Annotated in this window: 21 protein-coding genes; 14 read left to right on the forward strand and 7 right to left on the reverse strand. The window is 67.4% G+C overall.

Annotation, left to right across the window (positions count from 1 at the left end; genetic code table 11):
- Window positions 1–12: 12 nt before the first annotated feature.
- Window positions 13–723, reverse strand: coding sequence for a 2-C-methyl-D-erythritol 4-phosphate cytidylyltransferase (ispD, locus tag CFB40_RS10745; protein ID WP_089425642.1), 711 nt, complete (start codon window positions 721–723; stop codon window positions 13–15).
- 107 nt (window positions 724–830) lie between these two features.
- Between ispD and mfd the strand changes: the two genes are divergently transcribed.
- The 4 genes from mfd to CFB40_RS10765 all read left to right on the forward strand — a co-directional run bounded on the left by mfd (window position 831) and on the right by CFB40_RS10765 (window position 7,284).
- Entirely contained in the window at window positions 831–4,301 is a 3,471-nt protein-coding gene (gene mfd, locus CFB40_RS10750) for a transcription-repair coupling factor (protein WP_089431209.1), read from the forward strand.
- A 105-nt stretch (window positions 4,302–4,406) separates the two neighbouring features.
- A complete protein-coding gene (argE, locus tag CFB40_RS10755) occupies window positions 4,407–5,627 on the forward strand; it encodes an acetylornithine deacetylase (protein ID WP_089425644.1) in 1,221 nt (406 codons plus the stop codon).
- Window positions 5,628–5,687: 60 nt separating this feature from the next.
- Complete coding sequence (locus tag CFB40_RS10760; RefSeq protein ID WP_089431210.1) at window positions 5,688–6,707, forward strand: threonine/serine dehydratase; 1,020 nt, start codon at window positions 5,688–5,690, stop codon at window positions 6,705–6,707.
- Between the two features lie 145 nt (window positions 6,708–6,852).
- A complete protein-coding gene (locus CFB40_RS10765) occupies window positions 6,853–7,284 on the forward strand; it encodes a DUF3574 domain-containing protein (protein ID WP_089425646.1) in 432 nt (143 codons plus the stop codon).
- A gap of 87 nt (window positions 7,285–7,371) precedes the next feature.
- On the opposite strand, the gene CFB40_RS10770 is transcribed toward CFB40_RS10765, so the two are convergent.
- Complete coding sequence (locus CFB40_RS10770; RefSeq protein ID WP_089425647.1) at window positions 7,372–9,888, reverse strand: penicillin-binding protein 1A; 2,517 nt, start codon at window positions 9,886–9,888, stop codon at window positions 7,372–7,374.
- 444 nt (window positions 9,889–10,332) lie between these two features.
- Here CFB40_RS10770 and CFB40_RS10775 point away from each other — a divergent pair, with 444 nt between their 5' ends.
- The 4 genes from CFB40_RS10775 to CFB40_RS10790 all read left to right on the forward strand — a co-directional run bounded on the left by CFB40_RS10775 (window position 10,333) and on the right by CFB40_RS10790 (window position 13,712).
- Window positions 10,333–11,013, forward strand: coding sequence for a PspA/IM30 family protein (locus CFB40_RS10775; protein ID WP_059233905.1), 681 nt, complete (start codon window positions 10,333–10,335; stop codon window positions 11,011–11,013).
- An 88-nt stretch (window positions 11,014–11,101) separates the two neighbouring features.
- The gene (locus CFB40_RS10780) at window positions 11,102–12,268 is read left to right on the forward strand and encodes a tetratricopeptide repeat protein (protein ID WP_089431211.1); all 1,167 of its coding nucleotides are present in this window, start codon (window positions 11,102–11,104) and stop codon (window positions 12,266–12,268) included.
- 232 nt (window positions 12,269–12,500) lie between these two features.
- Complete coding sequence (gene mscL / locus CFB40_RS10785) at window positions 12,501–12,932, forward strand: large conductance mechanosensitive channel protein MscL (RefSeq protein WP_006487991.1); 432 nt, start codon at window positions 12,501–12,503, stop codon at window positions 12,930–12,932.
- 333 nt (window positions 12,933–13,265) lie between these two features.
- The gene (locus CFB40_RS10790) at window positions 13,266–13,712 is read left to right on the forward strand and encodes a hypothetical protein (RefSeq protein ID WP_027784713.1); all 447 of its coding nucleotides are present in this window, start codon (window positions 13,266–13,268) and stop codon (window positions 13,710–13,712) included.
- A gap of 66 nt (window positions 13,713–13,778) precedes the next feature.
- Here CFB40_RS10790 and CFB40_RS10795 read toward each other — a convergent pair whose 3' ends face one another.
- Window positions 13,779–14,672: an NAD(P)-dependent oxidoreductase gene (locus CFB40_RS10795; RefSeq protein ID WP_089425649.1), complete on the reverse strand. Its 894-nt coding sequence runs from the start codon at window positions 14,670–14,672 to the stop codon at window positions 13,779–13,781.
- A 135-nt stretch (window positions 14,673–14,807) separates the two neighbouring features.
- Here CFB40_RS10795 and CFB40_RS10800 point away from each other — a divergent pair, with 135 nt between their 5' ends.
- Window positions 14,808–15,017 carry a dodecin gene (locus CFB40_RS10800; RefSeq protein WP_011352399.1) on the forward strand — a complete coding sequence of 70 codons (210 nt, stop codon included), beginning with the start codon at window positions 14,808–14,810 and terminating at the stop codon, window positions 15,015–15,017.
- 221 nt (window positions 15,018–15,238) lie between these two features.
- Complete coding sequence (locus CFB40_RS10805; protein ID WP_006762467.1) at window positions 15,239–16,168, forward strand: LysR substrate-binding domain-containing protein; 930 nt, start codon at window positions 15,239–15,241, stop codon at window positions 16,166–16,168.
- Window positions 16,169–16,262: 94 nt separating this feature from the next.
- On the opposite strand, the gene CFB40_RS10810 is transcribed toward CFB40_RS10805, so the two are convergent.
- Window positions 16,263–17,675: an 8-oxoguanine deaminase gene (locus CFB40_RS10810; protein ID WP_089425650.1), complete on the reverse strand. Its 1,413-nt coding sequence runs from the start codon at window positions 17,673–17,675 to the stop codon at window positions 16,263–16,265.
- Window positions 17,676–18,196: 521 nt separating this feature from the next.
- Here CFB40_RS10810 and uraH point away from each other — a divergent pair.
- Window positions 18,197–18,550, forward strand: a complete 354-nt coding sequence (gene uraH / locus CFB40_RS10820; RefSeq protein ID WP_011352401.1) for a hydroxyisourate hydrolase — start codon at window positions 18,197–18,199, stop codon at window positions 18,548–18,550.
- Window positions 18,551–18,602: 52 nt separating this feature from the next.
- Window positions 18,603–19,796: a urate hydroxylase PuuD gene (locus CFB40_RS10825; RefSeq protein ID WP_089431213.1), complete on the forward strand. Its 1,194-nt coding sequence runs from the start codon at window positions 18,603–18,605 to the stop codon at window positions 19,794–19,796.
- Between the two features lie 98 nt (window positions 19,797–19,894).
- Here CFB40_RS10825 and CFB40_RS10830 read toward each other — a convergent pair whose 3' ends face one another.
- Together CFB40_RS10830 and CFB40_RS10835 are read right to left on the reverse strand one after the other, a co-directional pair.
- Window positions 19,895–20,311 carry an ACT domain-containing protein gene (locus CFB40_RS10830; RefSeq protein WP_089425652.1) on the reverse strand — a complete coding sequence of 139 codons (417 nt, stop codon included), beginning with the start codon at window positions 20,309–20,311 and terminating at the stop codon, window positions 19,895–19,897.
- 72 nt (window positions 20,312–20,383) lie between these two features.
- On the reverse strand, window positions 20,384–21,304 hold the full coding sequence (locus CFB40_RS10835; protein WP_089431214.1) for a LysR substrate-binding domain-containing protein: 921 nt from the start codon (window positions 21,302–21,304) through the stop codon (window positions 20,384–20,386).
- Window positions 21,305–21,437: 133 nt separating this feature from the next.
- Between CFB40_RS10835 and CFB40_RS10840 the strand changes: the two genes are divergently transcribed.
- The gene (locus CFB40_RS10840; RefSeq protein ID WP_089425654.1) at window positions 21,438–22,253 is read left to right on the forward strand and encodes an aminotransferase class IV family protein; all 816 of its coding nucleotides are present in this window, start codon (window positions 21,438–21,440) and stop codon (window positions 22,251–22,253) included.
- Window positions 22,254–22,282: 29 nt separating this feature from the next.
- Here CFB40_RS10840 and CFB40_RS10845 read toward each other — a convergent pair whose 3' ends face one another.
- Window positions 22,283–22,687, reverse strand: coding sequence for a RidA family protein (locus tag CFB40_RS10845; protein ID WP_089431215.1), 405 nt, complete (start codon window positions 22,685–22,687; stop codon window positions 22,283–22,285).
- 151 nt (window positions 22,688–22,838) lie between these two features.
- On the opposite strand from CFB40_RS10845, the gene CFB40_RS10850 reads away from it, so the two are divergent.
- On the forward strand, window positions 22,839–23,804 hold the full coding sequence (locus CFB40_RS10850) for a LysR family transcriptional regulator (protein ID WP_089431216.1): 966 nt from the start codon (window positions 22,839–22,841) through the stop codon (window positions 23,802–23,804).
- Window positions 23,805–23,855 lie beyond the last annotated feature (51 nt).

Here is a 23,855-nt window from a genome sequence, read left to right on the forward strand (position 1 = left end):
GAGGGGTGAAAGTCAGGAAGCGTTCGAGGAGCGTGCGAGGATCGCTTCCGCGAGCGCGAAATCTTCCGGGTACGTGACCTTGAAATTGCGCAGGCTGCCCTGCACGACGCGCGGCGTATGGCCGGCCCATTCGATCGCGCTCGCCTCGTCGGTCAGGTCGTGCCCTTCGCGCTGCGCGCGCAGGATCGCCTCGCGCAGCATGCCGATGCGGAACATCTGCGGCGTCTGCGCCTGCCACAGCGCGTCGCGCGACTCGGTGCGCGCGATCGCGTCGCCGCCGGCCGGCACGCGCTTGAGCGTATCGGCCACCGGCAGCGCGACGATGCCGCCGACCGGATCGTCCTTCAGCGTCGCGACGAGCGTGCGAATCAGCTCCGGCGTGATGCCCGGGCGCGCGGCGTCGTGCACCAGCACCCAGTCATGGTCGGTCGCGCCGAATTCGGCCAGTTCGAGCAGCCCGTTCAGCACCGACGCCTGGCGCGAGCCGCCGCCGCAGCGGCGCACCGCGAAGCGCAGGCCCGCGAAGCGGCGCGCATCGAAGTGGGAATCGTCGGGCGCGAGGACGACGAGCGTCTGCGCGAATTCGCTGCACGCGTCGAACGCGGCAAGCGTGTAGTGCAGCAGCGCGCGGCCTGCCAGCGTGCGGTATTGCTTCGGCACGGCCGAGCCGGAGCGGCTGCCGGTGCCGGCACAGGGAATCAGGGCGAAAAGTCGGGGAGTCACGAAGGGAAACGCCGGAAAGATGAAATCGAGAAGCGGATTTTATAATAGGTCTTTCGTCTCGACCGGCGCACCGCGATGCGCCCGTGCACGCCACCCCTGTCGTCCCTATGCCAGATAACGCTTCCACCCCGTCCGCCTCGCCCGTTGCCCGCGTCAAGCCCGGCCAGCGCTTCGCCTTCGACGGCGCGCATGGTTCCGCCGACGCGCTCGCCATCGCCCGTTATCTCGCCGACAACCGCCAGGACGTGCCGCTCCTCGCGGTGATCTGCGCGAACGCGGTCGACGCGCAGCGGCTCTCGCAGGAAATCCGCTACTTCTCGCCCGACGCGCGCGTGCGCCTGCTGCCGGACTGGGAAACGCTGCCGTACGACACGTTCTCGCCGCACCAGGATCTCGTGTCCGAGCGGCTGGCCACGCTGCACGACCTCGGCGAGGGCCGCTGCGACATCCTGCTCGTGCCCGCAACCACCGCGCTGTACCGGATGCCGCCCGCGTCGTTCATGGCCGCGTACACGTTCGCGTTCGCACAGGGCGAGCGCCTCGACGAGGCGAAGCTGAAGGCGCAGCTCACGCTGGCCGGCTACGAGCACGTGAGCCAGGTCGTGCGGCCCGGCGAATACTGCGTGCGCGGCTCGCTGATCGACCTGTACCCGATGGGCTCGCCGCTGCCGTACCGAATCGACCTGTTCGACGACCAGGTCGACTCGATCCGCGCGTTCGACCCGGACACGCAGCGCAGCCTCTACCCGGTACGCGACGTGCGCCTCCTGCCCGGCCGCGAGTTTCCGTTCGACGAAGCCGCGCGCACGGCCTTCCGCAGCCGCTGGCGCGAGACCTTCGAAGGCGACCCGAGCCGTGCGCCGATCTACAAGGACATCGGCAACGGCGTGCCGTCGGCCGGCATCGAGTACTACCTGCCGCTGTTCTTCGACGAAACCGCCACGCTGTTCCACTACCTGCCGCAGGATGCGCACCTCGTGTTCACCGGCGATCTCGAGGCGTCGATCCGGCGCTTCACGGCCGACACGAAGCAGCGCCATGCGTTCCTCGCGCACGATCGCGAGCGGCCGATCCTCGAGCCGCAGCGCCTGTTCCTGTCCGACGAGGATTTCTTCGCATTCGCGAAGCCGTTCGCCCGCGTCGTGCTGCCCGCGCAGCCGGCCGGCGGCTGGGCGACGGCGCTGCCCGAGCTCACCGTCGACCGCCATGCCGACGATCCGCTCGCGTCGCTGCGCACGTTCGTCGAATCGTCGGGCAAGCGCGTGCTGCTGACGGTCGAATCGGCCGGCCGCCGCGAGACGATCCTGCAACTGCTCGCCGAACACCATCTGCGCCCCGCGTCGAACGACCACTTCGCCGGCTGGCTCGAGAGCGACGCACGTTTCGCGCTCGGCGTCGCGCCGCTCGCGAACGGCTTCGCGGTGCCGGGCGAAGGCTACGCGGTCGTCACCGAAACCGAGCTGTACGGCGCCCTCGGCCGCCGCACGGGCCGCCGCCGGCAGGAACAGGCGAGCAACGTCGACGCGATGGTGCGCGACCTGTCGGAGCTGAAGGTCGGCGACCCGGTCGTCCACGCACAGCACGGCATCGGCCGCTACATGGGCCTCGTGTCGATGGATCTCGGCGAAGGCGAAACCGAATTCCTGCATCTCGAATACTCGGGCGACAGCAAGCTCTACGTGCCGGTCGCGCAGTTGCACGTGATCTCGCGCTACAGCGGCGCCGATCCCGACAGCGCGCCGCTGCACGCGCTCGGCTCCGGCCAGTGGGAACGCGCGAAGCGCAAGGCCGCGCAGCAGATCCGCGATACCGCCGCCGAGCTGCTGAACCTCTACGCCCGCCGCGCGGCCCGCGAAGGCCACGCGTTCTCGCTCGATCCGCGCGACTACGTGAAGTTCGCGGAAAGCTTCGGCTTCGAGGAAACGCCCGACCAGGCGGCCGCCATTGCCGCCGTGATCGGCGACATGACGAGCGGCAAGCCGATGGACCGCCTCGTGTGCGGCGACGTCGGCTTCGGCAAGACCGAGGTGGCGCTGCGCGCCGCGTTCATCGCGGTGCTGGGCGGCAAGCAGGTCGCGCTGCTGTCGCCGACCACGCTGCTCGCCGAGCAGCACACGCAGACCTTCGCCGACCGCTTCGCGGACTGGCCGGTGCGCATCGTCGAGCTGTCGCGCTTCAAGACCACGAAGGAAGTCAACGCGGCAATCGCGCAAATCAACGAAGGCAGCGTCGACATCGTGATCGGCACGCACAAGCTGCTGTCGTCGGACGTGCAGTTCAAGCGCCTCGGCCTCGTGATCATCGACGAGGAACACCGCTTCGGCGTGCGCCAGAAGGAAGCGCTGAAGGCGCTGCGCGCGGAAGTCGACGTGCTGACGCTCACCGCGACGCCGATCCCGCGCACGCTCGGGATGGCGCTCGAAGGGCTGCGCGATTTCTCGGTGATTGCCACCGCACCGCAGAAGCGGCTCGCGATCAAGACCTTCGTGCGCCGCGAAGAGGAAAGCGTGATCCGCGAGGCGATGCTGCGCGAACTGAAGCGCGGCGGCCAGGTGTACTTCCTGCACAACGAGGTCGAGACGATCGAGAACCGCAAGGCGATGCTCGAGGCGCTCGTACCCGAAGCACGCATCGTGATCGCGCACGGCCAGATGCACGAACGCGAACTCGAACGGGTGATGCGCGATTTCGTCGCGCAGCGCGCGAACGTGCTGCTGTGCACGACCATCATCGAGACCGGCATCGACGTGCCGAGCGCGAACACGATCATCATGCACCGCGCGGACAAGTTCGGCCTCGCGCAGCTTCACCAGCTGCGTGGCCGCGTCGGCCGCTCGCACCACCAGGCGTATGCGTACCTGCTGGTCCACGATCCGCAGGCGCTGACCAAGCAGGCGCAGCGCCGGCTCGAAGCGATCCAGCAGATGGAGGAACTCGGTTCGGGCTTCTATCTCGCGATGCACGACCTCGAGATCCGCGGCACCGGCGAAGTGCTCGGCGACAAGCAGTCCGGCGAGATCCACGAGATCGGCTTCCAGCTCTATACCGACATGCTGAACGACGCGGTGAAGGCGCTGAAGAACGGCAAGGAGCCCGACCTCACCGCCCCGCTCGCCGCGACGACGGAAATCAACCTGCATGCGCCGGCGATCCTGCCGGCCGACTACTGCGCGGACGTGCAGGAGCGGCTGTCGCTGTACAAGCGGCTCGCGAACTGCGAACACGGCGACGCGATCGACGGCATCCAGGAAGAGCTGATCGACCGCTTCGGCAAGCTGCCGCCGCAGGCGCACGCGCTCGTCGAGACGCACCGGCTGCGGATCGCCGCGAAGCCGCTCGGCATCGTGAAGATCGACGCGAGCGAGGTCGCGATCGGGCTGCAGTTCGAGCCGAATCCGCCGATCGATCCGATGCGGATCATCGAGATGGTGCAGAAGCATCGGCACATCAAGCTCGCGGGCCAGGACAAGCTGCGCATCGAGACGCGCTCGCCCGATCTCGCGATCCGCGTGTCGACGATCAAGGAAACGCTGCGCGCACTCGGACCCAAGCAGGGAGCGGCTGCCGCGGTGCGCTGACGCGCTAGCGACAGGTGCGGCGTTGCTGCACCGCACTGCGCCCGGCGCGGGCGGGCCGACGCGTTTTTGAGTATGATTTTCCCATTCATCAGACGGAGTTTTGCCATGTCCACTCTCGACGCGACAGCGCCGTCCGCCGCACCCCAAGGCGAAGCGTCGCTCGTCAGCCTGCCCTGGATCAAGCAACTGGTGTCGATGGACACGACGAGCCGCGTGCCGAACCTCGGCCTGATCGAAACGGTGCGTGACGCGCTCGCCGCGAAAGGCATCGCATCGACGATCACGCACGATCCGCGTGAAGGCTGGGCGAACCTGTTCGCCACCGTGCCCGCGCACGACGGCTCGACGAACGGCGGCATCGTGCTGTCCGGGCATACCGACGTCGTGCCGGTCGACGGCCAGCAATGGGACAGCAACCCGTTCGCGCCGGAGATCCGCGACGGCCGCCTGTACGGCCGCGGCACCTGCGACATGAAGGGCTTCATCGGCGCCGCGCTCGCGCTGCTGCCCGAGATGCAGGCGACGAAGCTCGCGAAGCCGATCCATTTCGCGCTGTCCTATGACGAGGAAATCGGCTGCGCGGGCGCGCCGCTGATGATTGCGGATCTGGTCAAGCGCGGCGTGCAGCCGTCCGGCTGCATCGTCGGCGAGCCGACCAGCATGCGGCCGATCATCGCGCACAAGGGCATCAATGCCTACCGCTGCTGCGTGCGCGGCCACGCGGCGCATTCGTCGCTGACGCCGAAGGGGCTGAACGCGATCGAGTATGCGGCGCGCCTCATCTGCCACATCCGCGACATCGCCGACCGCTTTCGCGCCGAAGGCCCGTTCGACGAACTGTACGACGTGCCGTTCACGACCGCGCAGACGAGCACGATCCAGGGCGGCAACGCGATCAACACGGTGCCGGCCGAGTGCCGCTTCGACTTCGAGTTCCGCAACCTGCCGACGCTCGATCCCGAGCAGATCTTCACGCGCATCGAAGCGTATGCACGGGACACGCTGCTGCCGCAGATGCTGCGCGAGCATCCGAATGCCGCGATCGAATTCTCGAAGATCGCCGCGGCGCCCGGCCTCGACGCCACCGAACAGGCCGCGATCACGCAGCTCGTGCGCGCGCTGACGGCCGACCAGGACAAGCGCAAGGTCGCGTACGGCACCGAGGCCGGCTTGTTCGAACGCGCGGGCATCCCGAGCGTCGTGTGCGGGCCCGGCAACATCGAGCAAGCGCACAAGCCGAACGAATATGTCGAGCTCGCGCAGCTCGCCGGCTGCGAACAGTTCCTGCGCAAGTTCATCCGCAGCATGTCGGTCGACGCACACTGACTGCCTCCCGCCACGCCGGCTCGCGTGTGCGGGCCGGCCCACTCCGCCACCCGCCACGTCATGTCGACTGAACAACAGGGCGCCGCCCATACGACGATCGACGGCGAGCCGATCCCGACGCTCGACGAAATCGCCGCGCAGCATTTCGCGCTGTCGCCGTGGGTCGCGCGCACGCCCGTGTTCGAACGCGCCGACCTGCCATCGCTTGAAGGCACGCACGTCAACTTCAAGTTCGAGCTGCTGCAGGTCAGCGGCAGCTTCAAGGCGCGCGGCGCATTCACGCACCTGCTCGCGCTCGACGAGGCGCGCAGGAACGCCGGCGTCACCTGCGTATCGGCCGGCAATCACGCGCCGGCCGTCGCGTACGCGGCGATGCGGCTCGGCAGCAGCGCCAAGGTCGTGATGTTCCATACCGCAAGCCCGTCGCGCATCGCGCAGTGCAAGCAGTACCGCGCGGAAGTCGTGCTGGCCGGCAGCGCATCGCAGGCATTCGATCTGGTCCGGCGGATCGAGGCCGAGGAAGGCCGCTTCTTCATCCATCCGTTCAACGGCTATCACACGATCCTCGGCACCGCGACGCTCGGCTACGAATGGGCGACCCAGACGCCTGACCTCGACGCGGTGATCGTGCCGATCGGCGGCGGCGGGCTCGCGGCCGGCATGGCGACCGCGCTGCGGCTCGCGAATCCGCGTGTGCACGTGTACGGCGTCGAGCCGGAAGGCGCCGATGCGATGAGCCGCAGCTTCGCGGCGAATCACACGATCAAGATGAGCGCGATGCAGACGATCGCCGATTCGCTGATGGCGCCGCATACCGAGGAATACAGCTACCAGCTGTGCCGGCGCCACGTCTACCGCATCGTCACCGTGTCCGACGACGCGCTGCGGGCCGCGATGCTGTTCCTGTTCTCGCAGCTGAAACTGTCGGTCGAACCGGCTTGCGCGGCTGCGCTGGCCGCCCTGCTCGGCCCGCTGCGCGAAACGCTGCAGGGCAAGCGCGTCGGCGTGCTGCTGTCGGGCACCAGTACCGACCCGGCCACACTCGGCATGCATCTCGCGCACGCGACACTGCAGCACTGACCCCACATCGGGCACGCGCGGACGAACCTAGGGTTATCCCCAGATTATGTTGACAGCCCTGTTGATAACCCGCCGGACAAGCACGCAAGTGGTTGAGCGCGCAGCGTTTTGCACGCGCGGAGGTCGATCGTCACGAAATGGGCAGATGCGGCCGCTGGCCGCCTGCGCCATGGCGATCGCCCTGCTCGCCGGTTGCGCGGCACCGCCGTCGCCCGTCGTCGACGCCCCCCCGGCCTGCACGCAGCCCGGCGAAAACCGCATGCTGCAGGCCGACCTGCTGTTCGGGCGCGACATCACGGGGCGCGGCCCCGTCACCGATGCGGAGCGCGCGGCATTCCTCGCCGACACGGTCACACCACGGTTCCCCGACGGCCTCACCTACTGGGACACACACGGCCAGTGGCGCGACCAGACAAGCGGCGGGATCACGCGCGAAGACAGCTTCGTGATCCGTATCATCGCCGACGATACGCCCGATACGCGCACGCGGCTCGCCGCGATCCGGCAAGCGTATATGCAGCGCTTTCACCAGCAATCGGTCGGCATGACGGTCGTGCCGGCCTGCGCATCGTTCTGATTCCCCCTTCTCCGTCCGCCGGCCATTCGCGCAAAAAAAACGGGCGCCCGAAGGCGCCCGTCGCATGCCGGAACCGCGGCGTGCCGCTTACTTGCTCTCGAACATGTCCATGATCTGCTGCTTCTCCTGCGGCGTGACGGGCGGCGGCGCAAGCCCCGCCGCGCCAGCCGAGCCGAGCGCATCGTTCGCGCTGATCGAATTCTCGGCCGGGTTGATGTCGACGTTCGCGACGAAGCCATTGCCCGGCGTGCGATCGGCGTAGTACAGCTCGCCGTCGATCGACGTCAGGCCGTCCGGCATCGGCATCTGCTGCTCGGGCACGCCGTTCAGCGCGGTGCGCATGTAGTTCACCCAGATCGGCAATGCGAGCTGTGCGCCGAATTCGCGGCTGCCGAGGCTCTTCGGCTGGTCGAAGCCCATCCACGCGACCGCGACGAGCGACTGCTGGTAGCCGGCGAACCAGCCGTCCTTCGCGTCGTTCGTCGTACCCGTCTTGCCCTGCAGGTCGCTGCGGCCCAGTGCGTTGGTGCCCGCGCCCGTGCCGGCCGTCGCGACCGAATGCAGCAGGCTGTTCATCACGTACGCATTGCGGCCTTCGATCGTGCGCGGCGCCGTGCTGCCCGCGAGCACCGGCTGCGACTTCTGCAGCGCCTGGCCGCGTGCGTCGTCGACCTCGGCGATCAGGTACGGATCGACCTTGTAGCCGCCGTTCGCGAACACCGCATAGCCGGTCGCGAGCTGCAGCGGCGTCACGAGGCCCGCGCCGAGGGCCATCGGCAGGTAAGGCGGCGTCTTCGCGGGATCGAAGCCGAAGCGCTGCGTCACGTACTGCTGCGCGTACTGCGTACCGATCGACGCGAGGATCCGGATCGACACGAGGTTCTTCGAACGCTGCAGGCCGGTGCGCATCGTCATCGGGCCGTCCGGCTGGTCGTCGTCCTTCGGCTCCCAGGCGGTGCCGCCCGGCACGCTCGGCGGGAAGTACAGCGGCGCGTCGTTGATCATCGTCGCCGGCCCGAGCCCCTTGTCGAGCGACGCCGAGTAGATGAACGGCTTGAACGACGAGCCCGGCTGCCGCCAGGCCTGCGTCACGTGGTTGAACTTGCTCTTGTTGAAGTCGAAGCCGCCGACGAGCGAGCGGATCGCGCCATCCTGCGGCGCGATCGCGACGAGCGCGCCTTCGACCTGCGGCAGCTGCACGACCTGCCAGCCCGTCTTGCCGTCCTTCAGCACGCGCACGACCGAGCCCGGCTTGATGCGCAGCGTGTCGTTCGCGCGGGGGCTGAGCGCGCCCGCCACGAAGCGCAGCCCGGCCGGGCCGATCGTCGTGGTCGCGCCGCCGACGAACTGCACCTCGACCGCATTCGGCGATGCCGACAGCACGACCGCCGATTGCAGGTCGCCGTTGTCCGGGTGATCGGCGAGCGCGTCGTCGATCGCCTCGTCGCGGTCGTCGCCGGCCGCCGGCAGCTTGATCGACGCTTCCGGCCCGCGATAGCCGTGGCGGCGCTCGTAGTCGAGAATGCCGCGACGCACGGCCTGGTACGCGGCTTCCTGGTCGGACGAGTTGATCGTCGTCGTGACGGTCAGCCCGCGCGTATAGGTTTCGTCCTTGTACTGCTGGTACATCATCTGCCGCACCATCTCGGCGACGTACTCGCCGTGCACCGCGTACTGGTTGCCCGGCGTGCGCACGTGGATCTCCTCCTTCACGGCCTCGTCGTACTGCGGCTGCGTGATGTAGCCAACCTCGAGCATGCGCTTCAGGATGTATTCCTGGCGCACCTTCGCGCGCTTCGGATTGACGACCGGGTTATACGCGGACGGCGCCTTCGGCAGCCCCGCGAGCATCGCCGCTTCCGCGAGCGTGATGTCCTTCAGGTCCTTGCCGAAATACACGCGCGCGGCGGCCGCGAAGCCGTACGAGCGCTGGCCGAGATAGATCTGGTTCATGTACAGCTCGAGAATCTGGTCCTTCGTCAGGGCCTTCTCGATCTTGTACGCGAGCAGCATTTCGTAAATCTTGCGCGTGTAGGTCTTCTCGCTCGACAGGAAGAAGTTGCGCGCGACCTGCATCGTGATCGTGCTCGCGCCCTGGCGCGCGCCGCCGTGCATCAGGTCGGCGACACCCGCGCGCAGGATGCCGACGAAGTCGACGCCGCCGTGTTCGTAGAAGCGGTAGTCCTCGATCGCGAGCACCGCCTTCTTCATCACGTCCGGAATGTCCTGGAAGCGCACGAGGCTGCGGCGCTCTTCGCCGAATTCGCCGATCAGCACATGATCGGCCGTGAACACGCGCAGCGGCACCTTCGGCTGGTAGTTGGTCAGCGCGTCGAGCGACGGCAGTTGCGGCGCCATCACGACCAGCGCGTAGCCGACGATCAGCGCGCCGACGATCGCCAGCGTCGCGATGAGGCCGGCGAACCACAGCATGACGCGCGAGCCGAACGAGCGACCGCGCCCTCCGCCGCCGCTGCGCTGGGTGCGGCGGTCGTCGTCGCGATCGTCGTCATCGGGGTAATAGGCTCCGGACGGCGAACGGCGCAGCGTGTAGTGGGGTTCGTTCCTGTCGGAAGAAGAAGGCGGTCGTTTGATAATTGGCATGTCGGAATGGCGGGCGGTCGTGGCGCCCTCGGACGCATGCGGAAATGCAGGCGAATGAATCAGAGCGGATACAGCGTGATGCGGCTGTCACGTCGACAGACCCCGCCGCGCGGCGATCCGTTCCCGCGACGTGACAGCGCATTTTAATGAAATCGACCGGGTGCCTTCGCGATTTTTTGTAAAAATTCCCGCAATGCCGTGATTTAAGGAACGTATTGTCGGCATCCTCTGCCTATCATGGACACGCAATATCGCGCGCACGCGCCGGCTTTCTTTCAGTCGCGAAAGGTTCGACATCGTGATGCGCAAGCCGCTTGAACTCGCGCGTTTAAGCCGTATTTAAGTGAACCGGTGGTGTAATATCCGCCGGCTCATGCGGGTCGGAACCGGCTCGCAACGGGCACTGCCGCTCTCACGCGGCGCCTTTCAACCACGGAGGATTTCATGTCGCTTTTCGACTCTGTTTCGCGCACGATCAAAGGCCTGCTGAACGATGCGGCCGATTCGGTACAGGATCCGTCGCGCGACGCACGGCAGATCGTGCGGGAGCTCGACGACAGCATCGGCCGTGCCGAGAATTCGCTGATCGAGATCGAGGCACAGGTCGCGACCCAGCGCAGCAAGCGCGATGCGGCCGACGACAAGGTGAAGAAGTACGAGGACGGCGCGAAGCGCGCGCTGCAGTCCGGTGACGAAGCGCTCGCCCGCGAGGCCCTCGCCGCGCAGTCGAACGCGGAAGCCGAGCGTGACGCGCTCGCAGCCGAATTGACGACGCTCGAGCCGTCGGTCGACAAGCTGAAGGGGCAGATCGCCGACATGCGTCAGCGCCGCAACGACCTGAATGCACGCTCGAACATCCTGCAGGCCAAGCAGGAAATCGCGCAGGCGAAGGACGTCGCGGCCAGCGCCCTGGGCGGCATCGGCGGCAAGAACCTGTCCGAGGACTTCCAGAAGCTCGAGGACAAGGTCGCGCTGCAGAACGCCCGCTCGGACGCGCGCCTGAATTCGGCCGACACGTCGAGCGGCAAGGCGCTCGACGACAAGCTCGCCGCGCTGAACAAGGGCCCGTCGGTCGAGGATCGCCTCGCCGCGCTGAAGAAGCAGCTCGATACGCCCGCGCAGTAACGGCCACTGCGGGCAACCGCGCCGCCGCCCGCCCCGGGCGCGGCGCGAACCGATCGTCAGGAGACGGGCGCCTGCGCCCGGTTCGACCATGAAGAAATCTCTCGCCGCACTCGGCCTCTCGCTGATGGTGCTGTCGTCCGCCGCGTTTGCGGTCCCGTCGCTGCAGCAGGTCGAGCAATCGATCGCGCAACGCAACTGGCAGCAAGCCGACACGCAGCTGTCGCAAGTCATCGACGCCCATCCGAACAATGCGCATGCGCGCTACCTGTACGCACAGGTGCTGGACCGCGAGGGCCGCGCGTCCGACGCACTCGAGCAGCTGCAGCGCGCGAAGACGCTCGATCCGCAACTCAAGTTCACCGACGCATCGCGCTTCGCGCAGACCGAGTCGCGCATCCGCGCCGACGCCGCGCGCGTGAGCGGCAACGTGCCGTCGGCCACGCAGGCAGGGACGCTGCAGCCGGGGCTCGCGCCCGCTGTCGCGCCGGCCGAAAAACACGGCCCGTCGACCGGCATGTGGATCGGCTTCGGGTTGATTGCCGCGGTGATCGCGCTGGTGCTGCGCTGGACGCTGCGGCGCGCACGCACGGCCGACGACAGCCGCGCCGACGACGAACGCCGCACGCAGCTCAAGCGCGCCACCGACGTGCTGAACGACATCCGCCCGCTGAAGCTCGACGCGAAGCTGTCGACGGCGCCCGGCGCCGCGGCGCTCACGGGCGAACTCGAAGCGATAGAGACCGATGCGCGCACGCTCGTCGAAACGCTGTCGAACGGCAAGAACCCGGTGCCGCCGTATCGCGTCGATGAACTCGAACAGCGTCATGCAAGCGTGAAGGCACGCGTCGAAGGCCGTCCCGACCCGGCCGCGCAACCCGCGGCACCGGCGAACGGCAGCGGCTCCGTGTATGCGCAGGAAGCCGATCGCATGACGGGCGCGCAAGGCCAGCCGTATCCTCAGCAGCCCTACCCGCAACAGCAACCGCCGGTGGTGATCCAGCAAGGCGGCGGCGGGTTCGGCGGCGGCATGGGCGGGTTGCTGACCGGTGTGTTGCTCGGCGAGGCGATGTCCGGTGGCCGCGAGCGCGTGGTCGAACGCGACGTGATCGTCGACGGCGAGCGCCGCCGGCAGGAGAACGACCCGGGCTTCGACCTCGGCCGCGGCGACAGTTCGAACTGGAGCGACGGCAACGGCGGCGGCGGCGGCATGGATCTCGGCAGCAACGACGACGGCTGGACCGACGACAACACCTGACGCTACGCAGCGCGTCGACGCCCCCGCGACGCGCTGCATTGCACGCCACGCTCCCCTGCAGGGCCGGCCGCGCCGACGCGCGGATTTGTCAATCATTTCAAGATGGACTACCGGCAATGGGGAGCGTTCGCTATCATGCGGCCATCGGCGTGCCACCGACCCTCATTCGACGCTCTGCATCCCTGCGCGTCGCGGCACGCCTCCTCTCGCCCCAAACAGGAGAAAGCCGCTCATGAGCATCATCAAGGAATTCAAGGAGTTCGCCGTCAAGGGCAACGTCATGGATCTCGCCGTCGGCGTGATCATCGGCGGCGCGTTCTCGAAGATCGTCGACTCGGTCGTGAAAGACCTCATCATGCCGGTCATCGGCGTGCTGACCGGCGGCCTGGATTTCTCGAACAAGTTCGTTCTGCTCGGCACCATCCCCCCGACGTTCAAGGGTAATCCCGATTCGTTCAAGGACCTGCAGGCCGCGGGTGTCGCCGCATTCGGCTACGGCTCGTTCATCACGGTGGCAATCAATTTCGTCATCCTCGCGTTCATCATTTTCCTGATGGTGAAATTCATCAACAAGCTGCGCAAGCCGGAAGAAGCCGCACCGGCCGCGACGCCGGAAGACACGGTGCTGCTGCGCGAGATCCGCGATTCGCTGAAGCAGCGCTGATCGCCCAGCGCCCCGCCAGCCAGGCCCGCCTCGTGCGGGCCTTTTTATTGCGCGTGCGATGCACCGCCGCATGCGGCCTATCTCACTTTTTTGTGACGGGCGAATGCACGCGCGGGGAAAGCAGGTCTATGATGGAGACTAAACGACAGTACGGGCGCCAAGACGCTGGCTGTGTCGATCATGGCGAGCAGGTCGACGGGAGACATTGATCGTCGTACTGCACGAAGGCAGCATTTTCGTGTGCTATAAAGGATCGACATGCGGCGTACATAGCCGGGAGTGGGTCGCATGAAAGTGCCGCATTTCTTGCAATTGTTTTTGAGGCGAGTGTTTATGTCCTTCCCGAAAAAACGTCGGCGTGCCCAGCAGGATGGCCAGGAGTCATTCCTCGCGGTATTGCGCCACTCGAAACCGTTTGCCCAGCTCGACACCAAGATTGCCCGCGCCCGTGCGCAGGACGAACCCGTCCTGTACGCACATGTGCTGCCCGGTCTCGACGTGCTCCTGTGCAGCGTACGCGGCGCCCAGCCGCCTTATCCCGCCATCGCCGAGTTGCGCAAGCGCTGCATCGAATCGATCGCCAACGCGCTCGAGCAACCGCTGGACGGCCTCGAGAACGGCGGATACTGGTATGAAGCAAACGGCTTCGGCTTCCTCGTGTTTGCCAGCCGTGCGCGTGCGCGCATCCTGCCCGAGTTTGGTGCAGGCACGAAAGCGAGCCTGCGCGGCGGGCTCGGTCGCCAGAACGCCGGCGACACGACACCACGCTCCCTCGGCTGATCACCCTGCCGATCGATGGGCCGCCTCCGGGTGGCCCATCTGTCATTCACGCGCCTCGCTTACCCGTCACGACACCTGCTGACGCTCGTTGCCGGGTCGCACGATGTCGATGAATGCGGCGAAATCGGCACCGGCGAGCCCTTGCGCGGCGCCGAGCCGCAACACCTGCTGCACGGTGGCCGATACGGGCATCACGGCGCCCGTATCGCGCGCCGCGTCGGCGATCGCATCGACGTCCTTCTGGAACGTGCTGAGCGCGCCGATCGGAGCATGGCCGCCCGACGTCATGCGCGGCACGAACGTCTGCAGCAGCACCGAATCGGCCCAGCCGCCGGCCAGCGCTTCGGCGAGCCGCGCGGCATCGATGCCGCTCGCCTGCGCCAGACCGACAGCCTCGGCGATCGCGGTCACCGTCGCGGTGACGATCGCCTGGTTGCACAGCTTCGCCGTCTGCCCCGCCCCCGCGTCGCCCATGTGCGTGATCCGCGACGCATACGCGTCGATCAGCGGCCGCACCGCGTCGAGATCGGCCGCGCGGCCGCCGGCCATCACCGCGAGCGTGCCGGCCTGCGCGCCGGGCACGCCGCCCGACACCGGCGCATCGACCCAGCCGACGCCGAGCGCGGCTGCACGCGCCGCGTAATCGCGCGTGGCGGCGGGCGCAATGCTCGAATGATCGACGATGCGCTGCAGGCGACGCGCACGCGCATCGCCGGAGAGCAGGCCGTGCTCGCCGAACACGACATCGCCCACCGCGCGGCCGTCGAGCACGCACACGAATACCGTCTCGACGCGCTCCGCCAGTTCGCGCGGCGTGCCGAGCACCTGCGCGCCGTCCTTCACGAGCGCCTCGGCCTTGTCGCGCGAGCGATTCCACACGCTGACCCGATGCCCTGCCGCCAGCAAATGCCGAATCATCGGCGCGCCCATCAATCCCGGTCCGCAAAATCCGACTTCCACGATGCTCCTCGTCTCCGATATGGGTTGAACTTGCCGCCCATCATACCTATCACTCAAGAAGCCGGGCACGCGCGGCGCCGCTTCGGGACCACGGCTTGCGCCGGCCATCCATACCGACATCCCAGGGAGCGCATCATGAGCGACCACGTGTACAAGATGATCGAGCTGACCGGTTCGTCGAAGCAATCGAGCGACGACGCCATCCGCAACGCGATCTCGAAAGCCGGCAAGACGCTGCACAACCTGCACTGGTTCCAGGTGACCGAAACGCGCGGCCACATCGAAGGCGACCAGGTCGTGCACTGGCAGGTCACGCTGAAGGTCGGCATGCGCATCGACGACTGACGCGCCCCCCTGCATCACACGCCGCGCCGCTGACCGGATCCGTGCAACGCGCTTCCGCGCGGCGCCGCGCGCTTCACTTCGCCCCCGTTCAGGCCCCTTGTCGCGGCCCGGCCGGCGGGTACCTGCGGGTATCCATCTCTTGACGCTGATTTTCGTTCATATTAAAAACAATATACCCACCCCACCCCTCGATCAGCCCAGCCATATAAACCGGAGATAACATGAGTCAGCAACGCGAGGCGATCGACACGTACCTCTTGCGCGTCTTGCACACCTTGTTGATGGAGCGCAGCGTCACGCGCGCGGCCGTCAAACTGAACCAGTCGCAACCGGCGATCAGCGCCGCGCTGCGGCGCCTGCGCGACATCACCGGCGATCCGCTGCTGGTGCGCGGCAAATCCGGCATGGTGCCGACCGAATACGGGCTGCGCCTGCTCGAGCCCGTGCAGAACGCGCTGCGTGAAATCGAGCGCATCAAGTTCCAGCAGCACAATTTCGACCCGGCCACGTCGATCCGCTGCTACCGGATCGGCTGCCCCGACTACCTGAACGTGCTGTTCGTGCCGACCGTGGTCGAGCGCTTCCGCCAGGCCGCGCCGAACGCGACGCTCGAGTTCCATTCGCTCGGCCCCGCGTTCGACTACGAGCTCGCGCTGGAAGACGGCAAGCTCGACATCGTCGTCGGCAACTGGCCCGAGCCGCCCGAGCAGCTGCACCTGTCGAACCTGTTCGTCGATGAAATCGTCTGCCTGATGAGCAACACGCACCCGTTCGCGAAGCGCGGCGGGCTCACGCTCGATCAGTACCTGAACGCCCCGCATCTCGCGCCGACGCCGTACTCGGTCGGCCAGCGCGGCGCGATCGACGTGCATCTCGCGCGCGAACGGCTCAAGCGCCACGTGGTCGTCACGCTGCCGTACTTCAACCTCGCACCGTACGTGCTCGTGAAGTCCGACCTGATCTTCACGACGACGCGCCTGTTCGCCGATCACTACGCGAAGTTCCTGCCGCTGTCGGTCGTGCCGGCGCCGCTCGACTTCCCCCCGATGCAGTACTACCAGCTGTGGCACGAGCGTTGCCACTACTCCGATGAAGTGCGCTGGCTGCGCAGCCTCGTCGCCGAAGCCACCCGCACGCTGATCGAAGCGTAACGGCGCGGGCCGCACGCGCCGTTTCGGCGCGGCGTGGCGACAGCCGGCGGCCTGCCCGGCGGCAACGCGGCCGTCGGATGGCGCCAGCCTTCCTTCAGCGCGATGCCTCGACCAGTGCCTGCGCGAGCGCGTTGTGACGCGCGATGACAGGCGGCAGGTCGAGCGTCGCCAGACGTCCCTCCCTTACCACCACCTTCCCGTTCACGACCGTGTACGCCGTCTGCGACGGCGCGCAGAACACGAGCGCCGCGACCGGATCGTGCAGCGCGCCCGCGAACAGCGGCTGGCGCAGGTCGAATGCGGCGAAGTCCGCGGCCATGCCGGGCTTCAGCGCGCCGATGTCGTCGCGATTCAGCACCTTCGCACCGCCGAGCGTCGCGATCTCGAGCGCTTCGCGCGCGGTCATCGCATCGGGCCCGAAACCGACCCGCTGCAACAGCAGCGCCTGCCGCACTTCCGCGACCATCTGCGCGCCGTCGTTCGATGCGGAGCCGTCGACGCCGAGGCCGACCGGCACGCCCGCGAGACGCATCTTCTTCACCGGCGCGATACCCGACGCGAGCCGCATGTTGGAGCATGGACAGTGCGCGACGCCCGTGCCGGTGCGCGCGAACAGGCTGATACCCGCATCGTCGAGCTGCACGCAGTGCGCATGCCACACGTCGTGGCCGACCCAGCCGAGATCTTCCGCATATTCCGCCGGCGTCATCCCGAACTTCTCGCGGCTGTACGCGATGTCGTTGACGTTCTCCGCGAGGTGCGTGTGCAGCGACACCCCGTATTCGCGCGCGAGCACGGCCGCGTCGCGCATCAGGTCGCGGCTCACCGAGAACGGCGAGCACGGCGCGACGACCACGCGCAGCATCGCGTAACGGCCTTCGTCGTGATAGGTCTCGATCAGGCGCTGCGTGTCGCGCAGGATGTCGGGCTCGCGCTCGACGACCGAATCGGGCGGCAGCCCACCGTCGCGCTGGCCGACGCTCATCGCACCGCGGCTCGCGTGAAAACGCATGCCGATCCGCTGTGCGGCGCCGATGCTGTCGTCGAGGCGGCTGCCGTTCGGGTAGATGTACAGATGATCGCTCGACGTCGTGCAGCCCGACTGCAGCAGCTCGGCCATCGCGGTGAGCGTCGACACTTCGATCATCTCGGGCGTCAGGTGCGCCCAGATCCGGTACAGGTTCGTGAGCCAGCCGAACAGCTCGGCGTTCTGCGCCGCCGGCACCGCGCGCGTCAGGCTCTGGTACATGTGGTGGTGCGTGTTCACGAGCCCCGGGATCACGAGGTGGCCGCGCAGGTCGAGCACTTCGTCGGCCGTCTCGGGCAGCTCGGCGGTCGGACCAACCGCGACGATCCGGTTGTCTTCGATGTAGAGCCCCGCATCGCGCAGCTCGCGACGCGTGTCGTCCATGGTCACGAGCACGTCGGCGTGCTTGACCAGCAGGGTTGTCGGGCGGGATGAGGAGGGGTTCGGCGCGCGTGCGCCAGCGTGCTGCTCGAGGTTCATGCGTTCTCCGCGTCGGTCTGCCCCCAGGGGCGGATCCTGGGAGCGGTCACACAGCCGTTCGAACGCTGAATCGCGGCACGCTCCGGTGCCTGCGTCCGTTCGAACGCCCTGGCCCGGTTACCCGGCGTGCTCGCCGTCTTCGGGGTACGCGCGGGCCACGAGCCGACGCGCACGGCGGGAGGATCGCCCAAGCGCGCGCCGCACACAATGCGCGATCCGGAATACCGCGTTTCACGGTTTCGATATGGTACGCCGCGCAACGCCCCGCCGCCGACCCGAAATGCCCGCCGGAAGCCCACCGGAAACCGTCTCCGGCGTGCCGTCGACAGCCGCTCATGCGCGGCGCATTATCTTTGATATCGCGCCCGTATTTGCGCGGGGAACCTTTTTACAATGCCTGCACGGCGCTCGCTTCAATCTCGCCGACGGGTATGTAGCCACGTGACGTGGAGCCTCGATCCGCCGCACAGTCAATGGATCGAGTCGCCGCCGAACCTCGCATTCACACAAGGACACAACGAATGGGAAAGCTCACTACCCACGTACTCGATACGGCGCACGGCCGTCCCGGCGCTGCAATCAAGGTGGACCTCTACGCGCTGGACGGCGAATCGCGCCGCGCGATCAAGACCGTGCTGACCAATAGCGACGGCCGCTGCGACGAACCCCTGCTCGAAGGCGCCGCGCTCGCCGCCGGCGAATACGAACTCGTGTTCCATGCCGGCGACTACTTCGCGTCGCTCGGCGTGAAGGTGCCCGAACCCCGTTTCGTCGATCGCGTCGTGCTCCGCTTCGGCATCGCCGACACCGGCTCGCACTACCACGTGCCGCTGCTCGTGTCGCCGTGGTCGTACAGCACCTATCGCGGCAGCTGACATTCGAATCAGCGCCCGCATCAAACAAACGATTTGAGTCTGGAGGAGTTTCATGGAAGGCTTCATCACCGACTGGCTGAACCTCGCGCTGCGATGGCTGCACGTCATCGTCGCCATCGCGTGGATCGGCGAGTCGTTCTACTTCGTCGCGCTCGACAACAGCCTGAAACCGCCGACCGACCCGAACCAGCGCAAGCGCGGCGTGTTCGGCGAGCTGTGGCACGTCCACGGTGGCGGTTTCTACAACATGCAGAAGTACACGGTCGCCCCGCCGGAAATGCCGGATGACCTGCACTGGTCGAAGTGGCCGTCGTACACGACCTGGCTGTCGGGCTTCTCGCTGTTCTTCGTGCTGTACCTGCTCGCGCCGAACACGTACCTGATCGACAAGAGCGTGCTCGACATGGGCCCGGTGGTCGCCGTCGCATCCGCACTCGGCTTCCTCGCCGCCGGCTGGATCGTCTACGACTCGCTGTGCCGCATCCTCGGCACCAACGACCGCGTGCTCGGCATCTGCGTCGGCATCTACGTGGTCGCCGCCGCCTATCTCGCGTGCCACATCTTCGCGGGCCGTGCCGCGTACCTGATCGTCGGTGCGATGCTCGCGACGATCATGTCGGCGAACGTGTTCTTCGTGATCATTCCCGGCCAGCGCAAGATGGTCGACAAGATGCTCAAGGGCGAAGAGCCGAACCCGATCTACGGCAAGCGCGGCAAGCAGCGCTCGGTGCACAACACGTACTTCACGCTGCCGGTCGTGTTCGCGATGCTGTCGAACCACTATGCGATGACCTACACGAACAAGTTCAACTGGGTCGTGCTCGTGATGATCATGCTGGCCGGCGCGCTGATCCGCCAGTTCTTCGTGATGCGCCACCGCGGCAAGCAGCTGTGGTACCTGCCGATCGGCGGCGTCGCGCTGCTGGCCGGCGCACTGGTCTGGACGACGCCGAAGCCGGTCGCACCGGAAGCGCAGGCCGCGAACGCGCCGAAGGTCGTGATCAACGACATCATGCCGATCCTGCAGCAGCGCTGCGTCGAGTGCCACTCGGCGAAGCCGACGCTGATGGGCAGCGCGCCCGCGGGCGTGATGTTCGACACGCCGGACGAAGTGTCGAAGAACGCGCAGCGTATCTATGAACAGGCCGTGCGCCTGAAGGCGATGCCGATCGGCAACGTCACGCACATGACCGACGACGAGCGCACGAAGCTCGCCGCGTGGTTCGAGGGTGGCGCGAACAAGTAAGCCGCCGTGCGCCGGGGTCGTGTTCCGGCGCAATCCTTTCCGTTCGCGGGCCCGTTACGGGCCCGTTTTTTTGCGTGCTGCAGAGGCGTTGCCAGCGCTCACCGCTCACCGCGCATCGCGTCGCGCTGGAGCGCGACGAGCGCATCGAGCGCGCGCGGGCCGTCGTCGAACGGCACGAAGATGTGATCGTGGCAGGCAGCCGCCATCACGTTGCAACTGATGCCGGCCGCGCCGAGCGCGCGTGCGAACGCCGCCGTGAGGCCGACAGCCGCAAGGTCGGAATGCACGGTCAACGTGATCCAGGCCGCACGGAACAGCACGGACCAGCCATGACGCCCCGCCGTCTCCTCTTCGACCACGACGGTCAGCCCCTCCGCTTCGCGAAACGTTGCGATCACTTCGGATAACGATACGTCTGCGCCGGTCGGCAGCGATACGAAGGCGAACGCGCCCGGATGCAGTTCGGGCTGCATCGTGCTCAGCAGGATCGCCAGGTCGTTTTCAGGTTGGCTCATCGGAGGAACATGCCCGGAATCGGGCATCGCGCGGTGGAGATGCGGGCACGATAGCACGCGCCCCCGTCACCGCTACGCGTGCATCGTCGCGACTTCATCCGCGAGCCAGTCGCGCAATGCGACGATGCGCGGATCGTCCTGCGTGTGCTCCGGATACACGACGTGATAGGCGAGCCCCGGCGCCACGTCGACATTCACGTCGAACAGTTGCACGACGCGCCCTTCGGCGAGATCGCGCGCGATCATGTGCGGCTCCGCCAGCCCGACCGCCGTGCCATCCGTCACGGCCTGCACGACGTGGCTCGAATCCGGAAACGCGACGCACCGCCTGTCGTCGAAACCGTCGATGCCGGCAGCGGCCATCCATGCGGACCAGCGCGGCCAGGTCACGCCATCGACTTCGCAGTCCACGTGGCACAGCGTGTGGCGCAGCAGGTCGCGCGGCTTGCGCAACGGCGGCCCGGCCGACAACAGCGCGGGGCTGCAGATCGCAACGACCGACGTATCGAACAGGCGCTGCGCGCACGCATCGCGATAACGCCCGGTGCCGAAGCGGATCGCGGCATCGACGTCGTCGTCATCGAAATCGCGCAACCGGTCGGTGATATCGAACGACAGCTCGAACGCTGGATGTTCGACCCTGAAACGCGGCAGGCGCGGCAGCAGCCAGTGCGTCGCGAAGCGCGCGCCGACCGACACGCGCAACTCCGTCTGCTCTCGTGCGACGCGCCGTGCCCGGGCAGTCGCGCGCTGCAGGCCCGCCAGCGCATCAGCGGCCGCGGCAGCCAGCACGACACCGGCCGGCGTCAGCCGGATGCTGCGGCTCGTGCGGACGAACAGCACCATGTCGAGCTGCGCCTCGATTTCCTTGATCTGGTGACTGACGGCCGCCGGCGTCAGCCCGACCTCGTCGGCCGCTCGCGAGAAATTCAGGTGCCGCGCCGCTGCATCGAACGTCCTCAGCGCGCGCGTACCGGGCCACATGCGTTCCATCGATCTTCAAACCGGATTTGATGACCGTTCCAAAACTACTCGTTTTTCAAGACAGCATCAATCGGTAAACAATAGGCTTTCTTGAAGATGTCGCGCGCCGCCCCGTGCCCGCGGCCAACCTGGAGAGTCGCCGATGACCGCTGCATCATTCCCGTCCGTCGCCCAGATCAACGGCGTCGCCGCCACGCCCGACGCGCTCGCCGCGCTCGCGTTCGCGGGCCATGCGCATTTCACCGCCATGCAGGTACGCGACGGTCACGTGCGCGGCCTCGACCTGCATCTCGCGCGGCTGCGCGATGCGTCGAACACGCTGTTCGGCCAGGCCCTGCCCGACGACCGGATTCGCACGCTCCTGCGCGCCGCGCTCGAGCGCGCGCCGTCGGCGCTGTCGCTGACGGCGACCGTGCATGCGACGACGGGCGAATTCGTCGCGCCGCGCGACGACGAAACGCTCGACGTGCTGGTCCGCACCGCCGCGCCGTCGTCGGGGCCCACGGGCCCGCTCGATCTCGCGCTGTTCGAATACGAGCGCGTGCTGCCGGACATCAAGCACGTCGGCGAAGTCGCGAAGACGCACTTCCTGCGCCGCGCGATCGCGCAGGGTTTCGACGACGCGGCGTTCGTCGATCGCCACGGGCGCATCAGTGAAGGCTCGATCTGGAATCTCGCGTTCTGGACCGGCGACGCGGTCGTGTGGCCGGTGGCCGACATGCTCGGCGGCGTCACGATGCGCATCGTGCGCCGGCAACTGGCGCGCCTGGGGGTCGCGCAGCACGATCGCGAACTGACGCCGGCCGACCTGCCGTCGATGGCCGGCGCCGTCGTGATGAATTCGTGGACGCCCGGGATCGCCGTGCGCCGGTTGGGCGCGACGACACTGCCCGACGCATCGTCGTTCGTCGCGCTGCTGCATCGCGCATACGAACAGGAGCCGCCCGTCGCGCCGTGACGCGCGCCGCCACGCGCCGCGCGCCCTGCTCACCCGTCGACCGTCTCCGGCAGCCGCGCGATCGCCTTGATCTCGAACTGGAACCCATACAGCCAGGTCACGCCGACCGCGGTCAGCGTCGGATGCGGCGCGTCGCCCCAGTATTCGGGAACGATCTCCCAGATCCGCTCGAACGTCGCTTCAGGGTCGACGAGGAACACCGTCACGTCGACGACGTCGTCGAACGTGCAACCGGCCGCGCGCAACACCGCATTCAGGTTGTCGAACGCGCGGCGGACCTGCGCACCCAGTTCCGGCTCCGGCGAACCGTCCTCACGGCTGCCGACCTGCCCGGACACGAACAGGAAGCCGTTCGAGCGCACTGCCGGCGAATAGCGGTTGCGGTCGTACAGTGCCCGGCGACCGAGCGGGAAAACCACGCTACGCTTTACCATCCCCTACCTCCTTCGGTTGGTGGGGCGAAGCCGCCCCGGCATCAACGATGAAGGCACTTTAGGGATCGTTGCACGGCGAATAAACCGGCAACCCTGTCCAACACTGTTTGCACGCACCAAACAATTCCGACCGACGCGGAGCCCTGACCCGATGGATCGATTCGACGCAATGCAGGCGTTCGCCCGCGTGGTGGAAGCCGGCAGTTTCACGAAGGCGGCCGAGACGCTGCACATGAGCCGCACCACCGTCACGCAACTCGTGCAGCAGCTCGAAGCACGGCTGCGCGTGAAGCTGTTCAACCGCACGACGCGCAAGGTCGTCGTCACCGCGGACGGCGCCGCGTACTACGATCGCGTCGTGCGCTTGCTGGCCGACATGGACGATGCCGAAACGAGCCTGTCCGCGGCTTCCGCGTCGCCCCGCGGGCGGCTGCGCGTGGACGTGCCGAGCCCGTTCGCGCGTCTGATCCTGATCCCCGCACTGCCCACGTTCCATGCGCGCTATCCGGACATCCAGCTCGACATGGGCGTGAGCGACCGCGTGGTGGACGTGATCGGCGAGAACGTCGACTGCGTCGTGCGCGGCGGCGAACCGACCGACCGCTCGCTGGTCGCGCGGCGCGTCGGCGACCTGCGGCTCGGCGTGTATGCGTCGCCGGCTTACCTCGCACGCGCCGGCACGCCGACGCATCCGGACGAGCTGGAGGATACGCATCACCGAATCGTCGGTTTTCTGTGGGCGCGCACCGGCAAGGCGCTGCCGTTTTCGATGGCATGCGACGGCGAGCAGGTCACCGTGCGCGGACGCTACGTGCTCGCGGTCGACGACGGCAATGCGTACCTTGAGGCCGGCCTCGCCGGGTTGGGCATTCTGTGGCTGCCCGACTACATGGCCGGCGCGCATCGCGCCCGCGGCGAACTGGTGCCGCTGTTCGAGCAATGGCAACTCGAACCGATGCCGATGTACGTCGCGTTCCCGCCGAACCGGCACGTCAGCGCGAAGCTGCGTGTATTCATCGAGTGGGTCGCCGAACTGATGGCGCAGCATGCACCGGTTGCGAACCGGCGTCGCGGCGCCGGCCGCTCGCGCGACACGCGCAAAAACGCGGCGACCTGAATCTCGCCGAACTGGCCGCACATAAAAAAACCCGCGCATGATGCGCGGGTT

The organism is Burkholderia sp. AU31652 (assembly GCF_002223155.1).
Lineage (GTDB): Bacteria > Pseudomonadota > Gammaproteobacteria > Burkholderiales > Burkholderiaceae > Burkholderia.

Excerpts from the sequence above, each read along its gene's own strand:
- mfd (WP_089431209.1), top strand. The coding sequence starts at position 831 with ATGCCAGATAACGCTTCCACCCCGTCCGCCTCGCCCGTTGCCCGCGTC.
- argE (WP_089425644.1), top strand. The coding sequence starts at position 4,407 with ATGTCCACTCTCGACGCGACAGCGCCGTCCGCCGCACCCCAAGGCGAA.
- CFB40_RS10760 (WP_089431210.1), top strand. The coding sequence starts at position 5,688 with ATGTCGACTGAACAACAGGGCGCCGCCCATACGACGATCGACGGCGAG.
- CFB40_RS10765 (WP_089425646.1), top strand. The coding sequence starts at position 6,853 with ATGCGGCCGCTGGCCGCCTGCGCCATGGCGATCGCCCTGCTCGCCGGT.
- CFB40_RS10770 (WP_089425647.1), bottom strand. The coding sequence starts at position 9,888 with ATGCCAATTATCAAACGACCGCCTTCTTCTTCCGACAGGAACGAACCC.
- CFB40_RS10775 (WP_059233905.1), top strand. The coding sequence starts at position 10,333 with ATGTCGCTTTTCGACTCTGTTTCGCGCACGATCAAAGGCCTGCTGAAC.
- CFB40_RS10780 (WP_089431211.1), top strand. The coding sequence starts at position 11,102 with ATGAAGAAATCTCTCGCCGCACTCGGCCTCTCGCTGATGGTGCTGTCG.
- mscL (WP_006487991.1), top strand. The coding sequence starts at position 12,501 with ATGAGCATCATCAAGGAATTCAAGGAGTTCGCCGTCAAGGGCAACGTC.
- CFB40_RS10790 (WP_027784713.1), top strand. The coding sequence starts at position 13,266 with ATGTCCTTCCCGAAAAAACGTCGGCGTGCCCAGCAGGATGGCCAGGAG.
- CFB40_RS10800 (WP_011352399.1), top strand. The coding sequence starts at position 14,808 with ATGAGCGACCACGTGTACAAGATGATCGAGCTGACCGGTTCGTCGAAG.
- CFB40_RS10805 (WP_006762467.1), top strand. The coding sequence starts at position 15,239 with ATGAGTCAGCAACGCGAGGCGATCGACACGTACCTCTTGCGCGTCTTG.
- CFB40_RS10810 (WP_089425650.1), bottom strand. The coding sequence starts at position 17,675 with ATGAACCTCGAGCAGCACGCTGGCGCACGCGCGCCGAACCCCTCCTCA.
- uraH (WP_011352401.1), top strand. The coding sequence starts at position 18,197 with ATGGGAAAGCTCACTACCCACGTACTCGATACGGCGCACGGCCGTCCC.
- CFB40_RS10825 (WP_089431213.1), top strand. The coding sequence starts at position 18,603 with ATGGAAGGCTTCATCACCGACTGGCTGAACCTCGCGCTGCGATGGCTG.
- CFB40_RS10830 (WP_089425652.1), bottom strand. The coding sequence starts at position 20,311 with ATGAGCCAACCTGAAAACGACCTGGCGATCCTGCTGAGCACGATGCAG.
- CFB40_RS10835 (WP_089431214.1), bottom strand. The coding sequence starts at position 21,304 with ATGGAACGCATGTGGCCCGGTACGCGCGCGCTGAGGACGTTCGATGCA.
- CFB40_RS10840 (WP_089425654.1), top strand. The coding sequence starts at position 21,438 with ATGACCGCTGCATCATTCCCGTCCGTCGCCCAGATCAACGGCGTCGCC.
- CFB40_RS10845 (WP_089431215.1), bottom strand. The coding sequence starts at position 22,687 with ATGGTAAAGCGTAGCGTGGTTTTCCCGCTCGGTCGCCGGGCACTGTAC.
- CFB40_RS10850 (WP_089431216.1), top strand. The coding sequence starts at position 22,839 with ATGGATCGATTCGACGCAATGCAGGCGTTCGCCCGCGTGGTGGAAGCC.